This window comes from Campylobacter geochelonis (assembly GCF_013201685.1).
Taxonomy (GTDB): Bacteria; Campylobacterota; Campylobacteria; order Campylobacterales; family Campylobacteraceae; genus Campylobacter_B; species Campylobacter_B geochelonis.
Genome location: NZ_CP053844.1, coordinates 851,457 through 864,888, shown reverse-complemented (window position 1 = coordinate 864,888; position 13,432 = coordinate 851,457). Strand labels below are relative to the sequence as shown.

Genomic DNA, 13,432 nt, shown 5'->3' with positions numbered 1-13,432 from the left:
TTAAATCCCTTATTTTACGTAGTAAGTTAGCGTTGTTGTGCCAAATCTTTTACTTTTTAAAAGGCTAAATTTACCGATATTTTGACTAAATTCAACACTGCTCATATGCTCGATCGCAACGATAAAAACATCTTTATCTTCAAATTTAAGCACTAAATTTATAACCTTTTCATAAACATCTTCAAACCCATTTCTAATGCTAAATGGCGGATCTATGTAGATAATCAGCTCATCTTTTATGCTTTTAAGCTCATCGATTTTTTTAAAACTATCGCCATTTATCGCTACTAAATTCTCACTCAAAGCGCTAAAATTTCGCCTTAAAATCGTATAAGCATCTTTGTCTTTTTCTATCGCATATGCCATTTTTGCGCCATTACTAAGCGCTTCAGCTGCCATACTTCCACTTCCACCAAAAACCTCTATAAAAACTCGCCCACGAATCTCATCTCTAAATGAGTCAAAAAATGAGCCTTTTACTATCGCTTTTGTGCTTCTTGTAGTAGCACTACTTGGAAGTTCTAGCTTTTTACCTTTTAAAAATCCACTATTTATAGTTGTGTATAACTTAGCCATTATGCTCTCTTATCGTTTTTATAATATTTTCTTTAAATTCATCACAAATTCGTGAAATTTTATCCTCTAAACTGACTTTTTTTTCGCTTAAATTTGATGAGTTTAAAAGCGTATAATAATACTTGCTAAGCGCGAGTATAAGCTCATCTTTACTAAAAGGCAAGCTTAGATATGGCGAGTTATCTGCTATGAAAAACACATTTTTATAGCTCCTGTTTTTATCATCACTTACTACAAACTCACACTCATCTTTGCTCACTAAATACTGCTCTAAAAAAAGCTCTAAACTTCTTTGTAACAACTTGCATTCGCAATCAACTGCTACTCTCATCATATTCCTTTGCTAAATTCAATCATCTTAAACCTGCTCCCAAGCTCATCTGGGTGAGTTAGGCGTTTTAGTTGATTTGCTCCATTTTTATATGCGTTTTCACCGCCTTTTTCTAGTAAAAGTTCTAATACTTCAACAGCGCCAAAGTCTAAAATCGCCCTGCCTTGCGAGCAAAATTTCTCAAATTTCACACCATCATTTTGCAAAAATATATCTTTTAAAACAGCAAAATTTACATCATAAGTTATATCGCTTTTACCGAAAAACTGCGATAAATTCTCACATTCAAAAAAGTTATAAACGCTGTGTTTGTTATAAATTCTAAGGCTAAACTCGCCCCTTGCCCACATATCGCCATAATCAAATGTTATAAAACTAAATTTAGCTGCACTTTGGCAAATTTCACTTACAAAGCTTTCTAAATTTAGTGGAATTTCGCCCTTTTTTATTCCAAATTTTAAGGCTAAATTTAGAGTTTTTTCATCAGCTTTTTTAAATACCGGCTTGAAATCCTCGATAAAAAGCATATTTTTATCATCAACCACTTCGCAAGTAAAGCTGTCAATTAGCTCGTTTGAGATAAAAATAGCATTTTTAAACTCACACTTATTTAAACTATTAAAAATTTCAACCAAAACATCATCGCCAAAACGCTCTTGAAAAGTTCTTTTTTGCAAAATTTGCAAATTCTCGTGCGGTTCGATGATACAAAACTCAAAATCACTAAGCAAATTTGGCGCAAACGTATAAATTCCTTGCACAATATCAGCGAGCAAATATCCTTCATTTGCACCGATTTCTACTATAGAAATTTTGCCACTAAATTTATCTTTTAAGCTAAGTATTTTTTTAGCGATACAAATTCCAAAAAACGAACCAACGCTAACTGAAGTGTAAAAATCCCCACCTTTTCCTACTTTTACACCCTTTTTATAGTAGTTTTCGTGAAGCCAAGAGTTAAAAAATTCGCTAAATTTCATTTAATGTTTCTTTAAACCTTTTAAATCCCTCTTTTATCTCATCTTTGCTTATCGTCAAAGGTGGTAAAAAGCGAACTATGTTGCTTCCAGATTTAAGCACTAAAAGTCCGTTTTCTAAAGCTTTTTTATAAATTTGATCTAAATTTAAGCTATCTTTTACAACAAGCCCTTGCATAAGTCCAAGTCCAGTTCGGCTAACAAAAATGTTAGGGTGATTTTCTACCATTTTATCGAGATATTTTGTAAATCTTTTTATATTTTTATCAAGTTTTCCGCTAGCTTTGAATTTGCTCAACTCATAAAGCGTTGTATTTGCCGCAGCAGTTGAGAGAAAATTCCCACCAAAAGTGCTTCCATGATCTCCATAGCTAAAAATTTGCTCTTTGCTTAAACAAGCGCCTATCGGCACTCCACCAGCTAAACCTTTTGCAAAAGTTATGATATCAGGCTTAATGCCATAAAGTTTTGATGTTACAAACTCACCGGTTCTAAAAACGCCACATTGAACCTCATCTGTGATTAAAAGAATCTTTTTTTCTTCTAAAATTTGGCTTAGTTTTTGCACTTTTTGCACATCAAGCGGCTTAACGCCACCCTCACCTTGAACTAGCTCTATCATAACGGCGACTGTTTTTTCATCTAAATTTTCTATGATTTCATCGATTCCATCATAAAATTTAAAACCATCAATATAAGGAGCAAACATTTCTGGATGAAATTTATCCTGTCCGGTTGCTTTTAAAGTAGCCATTGTGCGACCATGAAATGAGTTTTTAAGAGTTAGAATTTCATATTTTTTAGTATCAAAATTTACCGCGCCATACTTTCTAGCAAGCTTTATCGCACACTCATTTGCCTCTGCTCCAGAGTTACAAAAAAACGCATACACGCCGTATCCAAGCAGCTCACTCATCTTTTTAGCAAGCTCTTCTTGAGGCAAAATACGATATAAATTTGATGAATGAATAATACTTTTTGCTTGTTTTTCTATCGTTTTTACCAACTTTTTGTTTGCATATCCTAACGAACTAACGCCGATACCACCACCAAAATCTATGTAATTTTTACCACTACTATCAAAAACTTTAGCGCCCTCGCCCTTTACAAGAGCTATATCAACTCTTGCATATGTATCCATCAAAAAATTCATATATCTTCCTTTAAAGTTGGCAAATGCCATTTTTTATAATACGCAACCATTCTAAAAATAATACCAAAAGTAAAAAGCGCCATAACACACGTCATATTCGTAAATCCAGCCATATGCATAAAGTAGTAAATAAACCCAATCGCCATGCTAATACTTCCATAAAGCCCAGTTCTAAGAAGCCATGGAACTTCATTTAGCAGCACATCTCGCAAAATTCCACCACCAACGCCATTTGCAAACGCAACCAAAACCACGCCAAAAATATTATATCCATACTGCAAAGATACGATTGAACCGACTATCGAAAAGCTCACAACATCAATCGCATCGGTAAAAATAAAGATAAATTTATCTTCTAAATGTTGGCGTTTTTTATAAAGTTTTAAAAATATAGCTAAAAGCATCATTGAAATCACAAGAACCACTGGCATATAGTGAGTAAACGAGTAAACCGGTCTTCCAACAAGCACATCGCGCATAATGCCCCCACCAAGTGCTGTTAAAAATGCCGCTATAAAAATTCCAAGCCAATCGCACTCTTTTTTAACCGCAAAGAAAAACCCACTAAGTGCGGCAGAGGCTATGCCGATGTATTCGTTTAGTAGTAGTGCGTCCATAAACTCGCTTTTTGTAAATTTTGTGGATATTTTACTATAAATTCATATAAACAAAGCTAAAAATGGCGTTTGTTAAATTTTAAAAAAATAATTTTTCGCGCACAAATCATATTAAAATTTGCAATACTTTTTAGCTTTTAGCGCCTTTTGCCAAATTTATCCAAAAGTTTTAGTTAAATTTGATACTAAATTTAGTGATTTTGCTTTCGCTTGTGCAAGTGATTTTATATCCTAAATCCTCGCAGTATCTTTTAACCAAACTAAGCCCTATGCCAAAACCACCTTTGCTTTTGTTAAAACGAGAGAATTTATCATAAATTTTATCTAAATTTTCTTTTAAAATTTCCTCTCCGCTGTTTTGTATAATCAAGGAATTAGAGTCTAAATTTATAACAATCACGCTATTTTTATCACTGTATTTTGTGGCATTTGAGATAAGATTATCTATAATTTTACTAAATTTAACCTCATCTGTTTCTTTAAAAACTTCATCTAAATTTAGTTCAAATTTAAGCCCTTTTTCGCTTGCCATAGATTCAAAATAAAACGCCCTTTCGCTTATCAAATTCTTTAAATTTAGCTTTTGGATTTTATTTATACTTGAGTCGAAATTTAGCTTTACTAAGTCATCATAAAGCATCGAGAGTGTTTTGGAAGCTGTTTTTATGTTACAAAGGTATTTTTTAGGATTTACATCAAAAAGTTCTATACTCATCAAAATCACGCTTAAAGGTGTGTTTATCTCGTGCGTTGTGTCTGTGATAAATGAATTTAGCGAGTTAATTTTATCAAGAAGTGGGCGAAATGATAACTGAACGATAAAATACGAAATTACAAAAAAGATAAAAAACGAAACCATCGAAAGCGTAGCCATTTTAAGCAAAAGTTCATCAACATGTTTTTTATAGCCATCGCTTTTTAAAACAACTTCGTATGATGAGGTGTTTCCCAACATCCTATCGCGACCATGTGGCTTGATTTTATCTATATAATAAATATCGCTTTTATCCTTATAAATGTGTCCGCTTATAGCTTTTTTCTTTCTGATTTTTTCTAAATTTAGTGGTGTAAATTCCTGTTTTATAAATTTTTTCTCATTTAAACTAAATATATTTTCTTTAATGTCTTTATCGGTTTTATCTAAATTTGCATTTGTTATATCGCCACCACTTCTAAAACTCATCTCGATTTCCATCATGGCAGTTTTAAGCTCCATGCTGACTTCTCGCTCAAATTTAGCCGTTGCGATTTTAAAATACATAAAACAAAAAACTAGTAAAAATATCGTGCTAGTTACCATATAAAGGGTAAAAATCGCGAGTCCATATTTTCTAAACCACATATATATAGCCTAGTTTTGGCTTTGAGATGATTCTTTCGCCTAGATGAATTCGCAAATTTCTTATATAAACACGCAAACTTAGCTCGCTTGGAACTTCGCCGATATCCCAAATTTGAGCGTAAATCTCTTCTCTTGTGATAAGGCGGTTTTTATTTTTAAGAAAAAGCGCTAGTAAATCGCTCTCTTTTTTAGATAGTTTTACTTGTTTGTCGTTTTTTTTCAGCGTTTTTGTAGCGATGTCATATGTGTAGTTGTTGTCTAAATTTTCTACTTTTTCGTTTTTATGTGAAAATTCTCTTTTGATTAAATTTTGCACTCTTAAAAGTAGCTCTTTAAGCTCAAATGGCTTTTTAAGATAGTCATCACAACCACTTAAAAAGCCTTTATTTAGGTCATTTATGCTGTTTAGTGATGTTGTAAAAATACAAGGCGTTAGCTTTGAAGCCGCTCTTAAACTATCAAGCAGTTCAAAGCCGTTTCCGCCTATGATTTTAACATCAAAAACCCATAAATCAAAATTTTGATCATAGGCTAAATCAAGCGCTTCATCGTAGCTTTTAACGCCAACACACTCATAATTATTTGAGACTAAATAGTCACAAATCATCTCATTAAGCATCAACTCATCTTCTAAAACTAAAATACGCGCCATATCCACCCTACTTTAAAATTTACATCGCCTTTTTTGGCTCCATCATTGGCTTTTTCATATCGCCATCAATTTTTTTATGCATTTTCTCTTTAGTGCTATCTATTTTCTTTTTCGTTTTGTCCGTTTTTTGATGCATGTTATCTGATTTTTTATCTATGTTACCCATCATCTTATCTTTTTTAACATCCATATCTTTTTGCATGCTATTTTTGGCGACGTCCATTTTCTTTTCCATCTTTTCGCTCATAGGCATTTCTTTTTTCATACCCATTTCATCTTTAGTTATATCAGCAGCAAAAACTGAACCTGCAAGCAAAGCGCTTACTAACAAAACTGATAGTTTCACAACTACTCCTTAAAATTAAATTAACAAAATCATACGCCAAATTTGTTAAGCTGTTGTTAGGAAAAGTTATTTATCCATCATTGGGCAATTTCTATCCATATTTTTGCCTTGCATGTTGCCACTCATGTTATTTTTCATGTTATTTTTCATACCGCCATTCATAGCACCATCCATGCCACAACCACATGTTTGTGCATTTTTATCTTTTGCTCCCATTTTGCCTTGATTTACACATTTGCCTGTTTTTGCATTTACCATCTGGCAGTTTTTATCCATATTTTTACCCATATGATGTTTATGCATGCTATTTTTACTCATATTGCCGCACATTCCTTGTTTTGGCATAGCGTGATGTTTCATACCACCCATCATATACTTTTTACAAACTCCAAAGTCAAAGTTTAACTTCTCATCGCCTTTTAAACTAGCGATTTTATTAGCTAAAGCTTTATGAAATTCATCTTTAAATTTAACCGCTTCATCTTTGCTAAGACTAGACATTTGCGTTCTCATCACGTTATGAAAACTCTCGCACGCCTTTTTTATCTCTTTATCCATCATGCTTGCCTCTTTTCGTATCTCAAAAGCTGCGTTTGCATAACTTTGCGCATCGCCATTTTTAACATCTAAAACCTTATCGCTTAAACTAGAACCAAAAACCGAGCCAGCAAGAAGCAAACTTGCCACTAAAACAGAAACTTTCATCTTATCTCCTTTGAAAAATTTATATATTATATAATGCTTTTATAAAGTAAATGTTAAATTTAACTTATCTATCAAAAAGTGCAAAATTTATCTTTTCTATAAAGTCGGTTGGGTTTACGCTGTTGCCATTTACTATTATTCCAAAGTGAAGATGAGGTCCATTTACTCTTCCACTTGCGCCACTAAGTCCGATAACTTCGCCTTTTTTCACAGTTTGTCCTACTTTAACACCGATTTTACTAAGATGATAATACTGTGAATAAATCCCAGCTCCATGATCTATCACAACAGAACCACCAGCATAATACCTATCTTTTGCTAACTTTACCACGCCAGAGTTACACGCCTTAATAGTTGAGCCAACAGCTGCTCTAAAGTCTGTTCCTGAGTGATAGCTGCTTAAAGTGTTGTTAAATACCCTTGCATTGCCAAAATCTGATGTGATTTTTGAGTTGATTGGAAGAGTAAATTTAGAGTTAAAAAGCAGAGTTTTGGTTGTGGATAGATAAATTTTGTTTGCCTCTTCTAGCTCTTTTTTTATCCGTTCTTGCACGGTTTTTGGCGGTTTTACCTTGCTTTTTTCGACTGTGAGTTTTTCTTGTTTATAATCACCTTTTATAACTTTAAAGGTTAAAATTTGCTCCTTGTCATCAACTATGCTTTTTACTACTATATCATTTTTTGCTCTATAGTTTGATGAGACAAACGCTACTTTTTCATCTTTATTTGCCGGATTTGTAAACCAAAAAAGCTCTTTTTTATCTATATATAATTTTCCAGCGCTATTTTTATCCACTTTTAGTATCTCAACATCGCCATTTACAATCTCATATGAGAGCAAATTTGAGACAAGTATCAACAAGATAAGTAGGTTTTTCATCTAATTTCCTTTAAAATTTAGTTATTTGTTTAGAAAATATTATTTTTTTGTGACAAAAAGCAAAATTTATTGCTATAATGTTATCAAAACTTTTATTGTATAAGGATAAAGTATGAAAAAACTACTCGCGACTCTTTGTGTATCGGCATTTTGTATCTATGCAAACGCTGATGTGATACAAAACCAAGAAGTGTACGCTGCGGCAAATGTTGTAAAGTCTTTTGGTTGTGATGCAAACCAAACTCTGTCTGAGAAATATATCAAAAACGCTAAAGCTGTAGCGATTTTAACAGATGTTACAAGGAGTTCATTTCTAGTATCTACCCAACAAGGAAAAGGTGTGTTTTCTATGAAAGATGAGCATGGCAACTGGAGTTCGCCTATCTTGATAAAATATAAAGGCTTTGGCGCAGGCTTACAAGCTGGATATGAATCAAGCGATATGATACTTCTTTTTCAAACAAGCAAATCTTTCAAAGAGCTTTTTGATGGTGAAGATACTCTTGAGTTAAATGCTGGAGTTAGCTTAGTAGAAGGTGCAAGAGCTGGCGTTGCTACTGATTTACCTGAAGTTTCAGCGTGGATAGTAAAACCTGGCAAGGTTAGTGGAGTTTATCTAGGTGTTAGTGTTGATTTTGGAAGACTTACTATCGATGATCAAGCTACAAATGACTACTATGAGAGAATTTACGACTATGAAGATATCCTAAATGACTCTCCAAAAGATTCAAAATACACAAGAGCGTTAAAACAAACTCTAGCTACTTATCTAGGAAGCGATAGAGACTATGGCACTTGTCCAGCTATAAAAGCAAGCTCTAAATAAATTTAAATACCATATAAAAAGATAGGCTCAAAAACCTATCTTTTATCTTGTTTAAACTCTGCTTTTCTTTATGTGTATTAGCGCAAACAACTAGCTTTCTTTGTTTATAACTAAATTCACATCTTTGCACTCGTGATAATCATAATCTTGCGTATAAAAAACAAAAACCACATAAATTTTAAAAAGCTTTTTTTGGCGTTATACTAGCATTTTTCATATTTATGCTATAGTTATATATAAATTTTGATAGGAAGTTATAAAAATTACTATGAAAAAGATTATCCTTATTTTCATCATTTTATTCATAGCTTTTCTTGGATATAAGTTTTATAGCAAAGAGGAGCTTTTAAAAGATAGTGAGCTTGTTTTATATGGCAACATAGATATGCAAACTTCAAATTTAGCCTTTAGATTTTTAGGACGTATCGACTCGCTTAGAAAAAACGAAGGCGATAAGGTAAATAAAGGCGAAGAACTTGCCTCACTAGATAAAGAGTATCTACTAAACCAACTAGATGAGCTAAACTCACAAATCAAGTTAAATGAGATAAAACTAGCAAAACTACAAAAAGGCTATAGAAGCGAAGAGATAGAAAAAGCAAAGGCAAATTTAGCCATGGCAAGCGCAAAACTTGATGATGCAAAAAGTAGTTATGAAAGACAAAAACAGCTTATAAAAGCAAAAGCAACTTCACAAGAGTTATACACAAAATCCAAATCAAATTTTAACCTAGCAACCGCTGAGTTTAACGCATCAAAAGCCAACTATGAAATGCTTAAAAATGGCTATGAAAAAGCAGATATCGATGCTCAAGCACAGCTTGTAGACTCACTAAAAATCAATGCCAAAAAAGTAGAAATCGACTTAGAAAACTACACGATAAAATCGCCCATAAATGGCGTTATATTAACTAAATACAAAGAGCTTGGCGAAGTGACAAACCCAGGCGAACTAGTTTATGAAGTGGCAAAAACTAGCGATTTTTGGGTTAGAGCTTATATAGATGAGCCACTTCTTGGGCGTATTAAGCTTGGCGATAAGATGGAAATTTATACAGACTTAAGGCAAAAACCATACCTTGGACATATCAGCTTTATAGCAACTGTGGCTGAGTTTACTCCTAAAAATGTCCAAACAAAAGAGCTTAGAAGCGATTTGGTTTATAGATTTAAAGTAACCTTTGATGAAAGCGATGCGCTACTAAAACAAGGGATGCCGGTGCATCTTAAACTAAAATGATAAAAGCGCTAAATTTAGAAAAAAAGTTTAAAAATACAACTGCTATAAACTCTATTAGCTTTGAAGTTAAAAAAGGCAAGATTACTGGTCTTGTAGGTCCTGATGGCGCTGGTAAAACCACTCTTATAAGACTGCTTGCTGGACTTATGAGTCCAACTGGTGGAAACCTTGAAGTGCTTGGCTTTAAAATGCCATCTTCAAGCCAGCAGTTTTTATCGCAAATTGGCTATATGCCACAAAATTTTGGACTTTATGGCGAGCTTAGCTGCTATGAAAATTTGCGCCTTTATGCAAATTTACAAGATATAAATGACACAAAAAACCGCATAGATGAGCTTTTAAATTTCACAAATTTAATGCAGTTTAAAGATAGATTTGCAAAAAATTTGAGCGGTGGAATGAAGCAAAAACTAGCCTTAACTTGCGCTTTGATAAAAAAACCAAAGCTTTTGCTGCTTGATGAGCCTGGAGTTGGTGTTGATCCGATCGCAAGGCGCGAGCTTTGGAGTATGGCAAAAGAGCTTGCAAAAAGTGGTATGACGATACTTTGGGCTACAAGTTATCAAGATGAAGCAAACTCATGCGATGAGGTTATCATGCTAAATCATGGCGAGATTTTACTTCACTCCACGCCAGAGCTTGCCAAAAAAAGACTAGAAAACAGAGTTTTTGTGCTAAAAAGCGATGATAAAAAGAGTGATTTAGAAAAACTGATGAGTGATGAGAGAATTTTAGATGCTGGAATTTTTGGCGATGATATTAAATTTAGCATAAGAAAAGATGTTAAATTTAGCCTCTTGCCAAACTCGAAAAACATCGAACCAAATTTTGAAGATGTCTTTTTAGATCTTATAAATCCAAAGTCTAAGCCAACTTCAAGCTTAGCTAAAAATATAAACATAGAAATTTCAGATGCAAAAGCCATACAAGCTATAAATTTAACTAAGAAATTTGGCGAATTTATCGCAACCGATAATGTAAATTTTAGCGTAAAAAGTGGCGAAATTTTTGGACTTTTAGGACCAAATGGCGCTGGGAAATCAACCACTTTTAAAATGCTTTGTGGGCTTTTAAAGCCAACTAGCGGGCAAGCATTAGTTTTAAATCAAGACTTATATCAAGGAAAAAGTGATATAAAAAGAAAAATCGGCTACATGGCACAAAAGTTCTCCCTTTATCAAAACCTAAATTTACTTGATAATTTAGAGTTTTTTGCTGGAATTTACTCGCTAAAAGGCAAAGAAAAAAAGGAAAAAATAGCCTCTATGATAGATGATTTTGACTTTTCTAGCTACCTTCGCTCGCAAGTTAGTGAGCTATCTTTAGGCATAAAACAACGCCTTGCTTTGGCGTGTTCGGTTTTGCACAGTCCAAGTGTTTTGTTCTTAGATGAGCCAACAAGTGGCGTTGATACGCTAACTAGGCGCGAGTTTTGGGTGCATATTAATGCGATGGCTAAAAAAGGCGTTTGCGTTATGGTTACGACACATTTGATGGATGAGGCTGAGTTTTGTGATAAAATCATGATAATTTATAAAGGCAAATCCATAGCCGTTGGCTCAGCAACAAAGCTAAAAGCCCAAATCGCACCAAATATTACGATGGAGCAAGCTTTTATAGAGCTTGTAAAACGCCATGATTAGACGTATAAAAGCCATAGCAGTAAAAGAGACCTTGCAAGTTTTTAGAGATCCAAGCTCGATTGTTATCGCTTTTGTTTTGCCTTTGATTTTACTTTTTTTGATGGGCTATGCTGTGAGTTTAGACTCAAAAAATATCAAATTTGGTATCATCTCATACTCAAATTCAAAATCCACAAATGAGCTAATCTCAAGCTTTATAGGCTCTAAATTCTTTGACACAAAGGTTGGCAAAGATAAAAATGAGTTTTTAAAAGAGTTGCAAGAAAATCGTTTAAAAGCAGTTTTAGTTATAGATGATTTTAAAACCTCACACAAAATTCAGCTTTTACTCGATGGAAGCGAGCCAAATACGGCAAGTCTAGTTACAAACTACGCAAGCCAAATCATACAAGAGTGGGCGCTAAATTTAACCAGCAAAAAAAGCGTTGATATCCAAACAAGAGTCTGGTTTAACGCTCCAGTTTCTAGTAGATATTTCTTACTTCCTGGCTCAATCGCTGTTATAATGACTCTTATTGGCACGCTCTTAACAGCCCTTGTAATCGCTAGAGAGTGGGAGCGAGGCACGATGGAAGCGCTTTTAGCAACTCCAGTTAGCATGGGCGAGATTATAGCTGGAAAGCTAGTTCCATATATATTTTTATCAATCGCTTCAATGCTTTTGTGCTTTTTAGTTGCATTTTTTTGGTATGAAGTGCCATTTCGTGGCTCTGTGGCTATGCTGATGCTAATGAGCGTTATCTATCTTTTCCCATCTTTAGGTGTTGGGCTTTTGGTTTCAACTTTGGCTAAAAATCAGTTTGTCGCCTCTCAAGCCTCTATTATCGTTGGCTTTTTACCAGCATTTTTAATCTCTGGAGCGATTTTTGAGATAAATAATATGCCAGAATTTTTGCAGTATTTTTCATATCTAATCCACGCGAGGTATTTTGTAAGCTCGCTTCAAACTCTGTTTTTAACAGGAGATATATACTCGATATTTTTAGCAAACATCACTGGAATGGTGCTAATCGGCGCTTTTTTCTTTTTAGTTGTTTTTATGCGTTTAAAAAGGAGCTTGGATTGAGACTGCTCGCTTTGATAAAAAAAGAGTTATTAACTATAAAAAACGATAAAAGAAATCTGTTTTTAGTCTTTGGAGCGCCTTTAATCCAGCTTTTACTCTTTGCTTTTTCTATAAATTTAGATGTTAAAAATATAAATTTAGCTGTTTTTAACCAAAGTGGCGGCGAAAAAAGCTTTGAAATTTTGCGTAAATTTGATGGCTCAAACTATATAAAAAGCGTAAAATTAGTAAAAAGCTACGACGAGGGCGCAAGGCTAATTGATACGCAAGAGGTTATCGCGCTTGTTGTTTTACCGCCAAATTTTGGCAAAACTAGCCAAAAAATTCAACTCATACTTGATGGAAGGCGCTCAAACTCAGCTCAAATCACACAAGGTTATATCGCTTCAATGCTAAATAGTGAGCCTTCGTTAATCGAAGCTAGGAATTTATACAACCCAAATTTAAACAACTTTTGGTGGATACTTCCAAATATATTTGGCTCAATCACGCTTGTAACTTCGGTCGTGCTAACTGCGATGAGCGTGGCTAGAGAGCGAGAGCTTGGAACGTTTGATCAAATTTTAGTCTCACCGCTAACTCCACTTGAAATCATGCTTGGCAAACTTTTACCAGCGCTTTTAATTAGCATTTTTATATCAAGCATTATACTTTTTATCACATTTTTTATCTTTAAAGTGCCATTAGTTGGCTCTTTGTGGCTACTTTATCTAGGCGTTGTGATATTTTTATTTAGCATTTGTGGGATTGGGCTTTTTATCTCTTCAGTTGCAAACACGCAACAACAAGCCATTCTTTACTCTTTTGTCTTTTTACTTCCATCTTTTTTGCTCTCTGGCTTTGCAACTCCAGTTGAAAATATGCCATCATGGCTCGAGCCAGCTACTGACTTTGTTCCACTTAAATACTACATAGTATTTTTACGAAGCGTGTTTTTAAAAGATATAAGCTTTATGCAAAGTTTGGAGTATCTAGCGCCGATGTTTGCACTTGGCGTAATCTCTTTTTTCGTAGCAATGCTCTTTTTTAAAAGAAGAAATGGTTAAATTATAGATAAGTTAAAATAATAAATTTATCA

Annotated in this window: 15 protein-coding genes; 5 read left to right on the top strand and 10 right to left on the bottom strand. The window is 33.9% G+C overall.

All coding sequences use genetic code 11. The annotated features are described in order from the left end of the window. Positions 1–9: 9 nt before the first annotated feature. The 10 genes from rsmD to pgp3 all read right to left on the bottom strand — a co-directional run bounded on the left by rsmD (position 10) and on the right by pgp3 (position 7,579). Positions 10–576, bottom strand: a complete 567-nt coding sequence (rsmD, locus tag CGEO_RS04070) for a 16S rRNA (guanine(966)-N(2))-methyltransferase RsmD (RefSeq protein WP_075540498.1) — start codon at positions 574–576, stop codon at positions 10–12. Continuing rightward, on the bottom strand, positions 569–907 hold the full coding sequence (locus CGEO_RS04065; RefSeq protein WP_075540497.1) for a hypothetical protein: 339 nt from the start codon (positions 905–907) through the stop codon (positions 569–571). The genes rsmD and CGEO_RS04065 overlap by 8 nt, the downstream gene beginning before the upstream one ends. Further along, positions 907–1,887: an SAM-dependent methyltransferase gene (locus tag CGEO_RS04060; RefSeq protein ID WP_075540496.1), complete on the bottom strand. Its 981-nt coding sequence runs from the start codon at positions 1,885–1,887 to the stop codon at positions 907–909. Before CGEO_RS04060 ends, CGEO_RS04065 begins: the two co-directional genes overlap by 1 nt. Continuing rightward, a complete protein-coding gene (locus tag CGEO_RS04055; RefSeq protein ID WP_075540495.1) occupies positions 1,877–3,037 on the bottom strand; it encodes an aspartate aminotransferase family protein in 1,161 nt (386 codons plus the stop codon). Before CGEO_RS04055 ends, CGEO_RS04060 begins: the two co-directional genes overlap by 11 nt. Continuing rightward, a complete protein-coding gene (locus tag CGEO_RS04050; RefSeq protein WP_075493282.1) occupies positions 3,034–3,654 on the bottom strand; it encodes a trimeric intracellular cation channel family protein in 621 nt (206 codons plus the stop codon). Before CGEO_RS04050 ends, CGEO_RS04055 begins: the two co-directional genes overlap by 4 nt. Before the next feature lie 169 nt (positions 3,655–3,823). Next, the gene (locus tag CGEO_RS04045) at positions 3,824–4,996 is read right to left on the bottom strand and encodes a sensor histidine kinase (RefSeq protein ID WP_075493283.1); all 1,173 of its coding nucleotides are present in this window, start codon (positions 4,994–4,996) and stop codon (positions 3,824–3,826) included. Beyond that, complete coding sequence (locus CGEO_RS04040; RefSeq protein WP_075540494.1) at positions 4,986–5,648, bottom strand: response regulator transcription factor; 663 nt, start codon at positions 5,646–5,648, stop codon at positions 4,986–4,988. The genes CGEO_RS04045 and CGEO_RS04040 overlap by 11 nt, the downstream gene beginning before the upstream one ends. A 19-nt stretch (positions 5,649–5,667) precedes the next feature. Beyond that, positions 5,668–5,994, bottom strand: a complete 327-nt coding sequence (locus CGEO_RS04035) for a hypothetical protein (protein ID WP_075531698.1) — start codon at positions 5,992–5,994, stop codon at positions 5,668–5,670. Positions 5,995–6,060: 66 nt separating this feature from the next. Further along, complete coding sequence (locus CGEO_RS04030) at positions 6,061–6,699, bottom strand: DUF1104 domain-containing protein (RefSeq protein WP_075540493.1); 639 nt, start codon at positions 6,697–6,699, stop codon at positions 6,061–6,063. Positions 6,700–6,763: 64 nt separating this feature from the next. After that, positions 6,764–7,579 carry a peptidoglycan metallopeptidase Pgp3 gene (pgp3, locus tag CGEO_RS04025; protein ID WP_075540492.1) on the bottom strand — a complete coding sequence of 272 codons (816 nt, stop codon included), beginning with the start codon at positions 7,577–7,579 and terminating at the stop codon, positions 6,764–6,766. A 112-nt stretch (positions 7,580–7,691) separates the two neighbouring features. Here pgp3 and CGEO_RS04020 point away from each other — a divergent pair, with 112 nt between their 5' ends. From CGEO_RS04020 to CGEO_RS04000, 5 genes are all read left to right on the top strand, one after another. After that, positions 7,692–8,405, top strand: coding sequence for a lipid-binding SYLF domain-containing protein (locus CGEO_RS04020; protein WP_075493288.1), 714 nt, complete (start codon positions 7,692–7,694; stop codon positions 8,403–8,405). 268 nt (positions 8,406–8,673) lie between these two features. Further along, positions 8,674–9,645, top strand: a complete 972-nt coding sequence (locus tag CGEO_RS04015) for an HlyD family secretion protein (protein ID WP_075540491.1) — start codon at positions 8,674–8,676, stop codon at positions 9,643–9,645. Further along, positions 9,642–11,288: an ATP-binding cassette domain-containing protein gene (locus CGEO_RS04010; protein WP_075540490.1), complete on the top strand. Its 1,647-nt coding sequence runs from the start codon at positions 9,642–9,644 to the stop codon at positions 11,286–11,288. The genes CGEO_RS04015 and CGEO_RS04010 overlap by 4 nt, the downstream gene beginning before the upstream one ends. Continuing rightward, complete coding sequence (locus CGEO_RS04005) at positions 11,281–12,354, top strand: ABC transporter permease (protein WP_075540489.1); 1,074 nt, start codon at positions 11,281–11,283, stop codon at positions 12,352–12,354. The genes CGEO_RS04010 and CGEO_RS04005 overlap by 8 nt, the downstream gene beginning before the upstream one ends. Then, the gene (locus CGEO_RS04000) at positions 12,351–13,400 is read left to right on the top strand and encodes an ABC transporter permease (RefSeq protein ID WP_075493292.1); all 1,050 of its coding nucleotides are present in this window, start codon (positions 12,351–12,353) and stop codon (positions 13,398–13,400) included. The genes CGEO_RS04005 and CGEO_RS04000 overlap by 4 nt, the downstream gene beginning before the upstream one ends. The last annotated feature ends 32 nt before the right edge of the window (positions 13,401–13,432 follow it).

Excerpts from the sequence above, each read along its gene's own strand:
- CGEO_RS04065 (WP_075540497.1), bottom strand. The coding sequence starts at position 907 with ATGAGAGTAGCAGTTGATTGCGAATGCAAGTTGTTACAAAGAAGTTTA.
- CGEO_RS04010 (WP_075540490.1), top strand. The coding sequence starts at position 9,642 with ATGATAAAAGCGCTAAATTTAGAAAAAAAGTTTAAAAATACAACTGCT.
- CGEO_RS04020 (WP_075493288.1), top strand. The coding sequence starts at position 7,692 with ATGAAAAAACTACTCGCGACTCTTTGTGTATCGGCATTTTGTATCTAT.
- CGEO_RS04030 (WP_075540493.1), bottom strand. The coding sequence starts at position 6,699 with ATGAAAGTTTCTGTTTTAGTGGCAAGTTTGCTTCTTGCTGGCTCGGTT.
- CGEO_RS04040 (WP_075540494.1), bottom strand. The coding sequence starts at position 5,648 with ATGGCGCGTATTTTAGTTTTAGAAGATGAGTTGATGCTTAATGAGATG.
- rsmD (WP_075540498.1), bottom strand. The coding sequence starts at position 576 with ATGGCTAAGTTATACACAACTATAAATAGTGGATTTTTAAAAGGTAAA.
- CGEO_RS04055 (WP_075540495.1), bottom strand. The coding sequence starts at position 3,037 with ATGAATTTTTTGATGGATACATATGCAAGAGTTGATATAGCTCTTGTA.
- CGEO_RS04060 (WP_075540496.1), bottom strand. The coding sequence starts at position 1,887 with ATGAAATTTAGCGAATTTTTTAACTCTTGGCTTCACGAAAACTACTAT.
- CGEO_RS04045 (WP_075493283.1), bottom strand. The coding sequence starts at position 4,996 with ATGTGGTTTAGAAAATATGGACTCGCGATTTTTACCCTTTATATGGTA.
- CGEO_RS04050 (WP_075493282.1), bottom strand. The coding sequence starts at position 3,654 with ATGGACGCACTACTACTAAACGAATACATCGGCATAGCCTCTGCCGCA.
- CGEO_RS04005 (WP_075540489.1), top strand. The coding sequence starts at position 11,281 with ATGATTAGACGTATAAAAGCCATAGCAGTAAAAGAGACCTTGCAAGTT.
- pgp3 (WP_075540492.1), bottom strand. The coding sequence starts at position 7,579 with ATGAAAAACCTACTTATCTTGTTGATACTTGTCTCAAATTTGCTCTCA.
- CGEO_RS04015 (WP_075540491.1), top strand. The coding sequence starts at position 8,674 with ATGAAAAAGATTATCCTTATTTTCATCATTTTATTCATAGCTTTTCTT.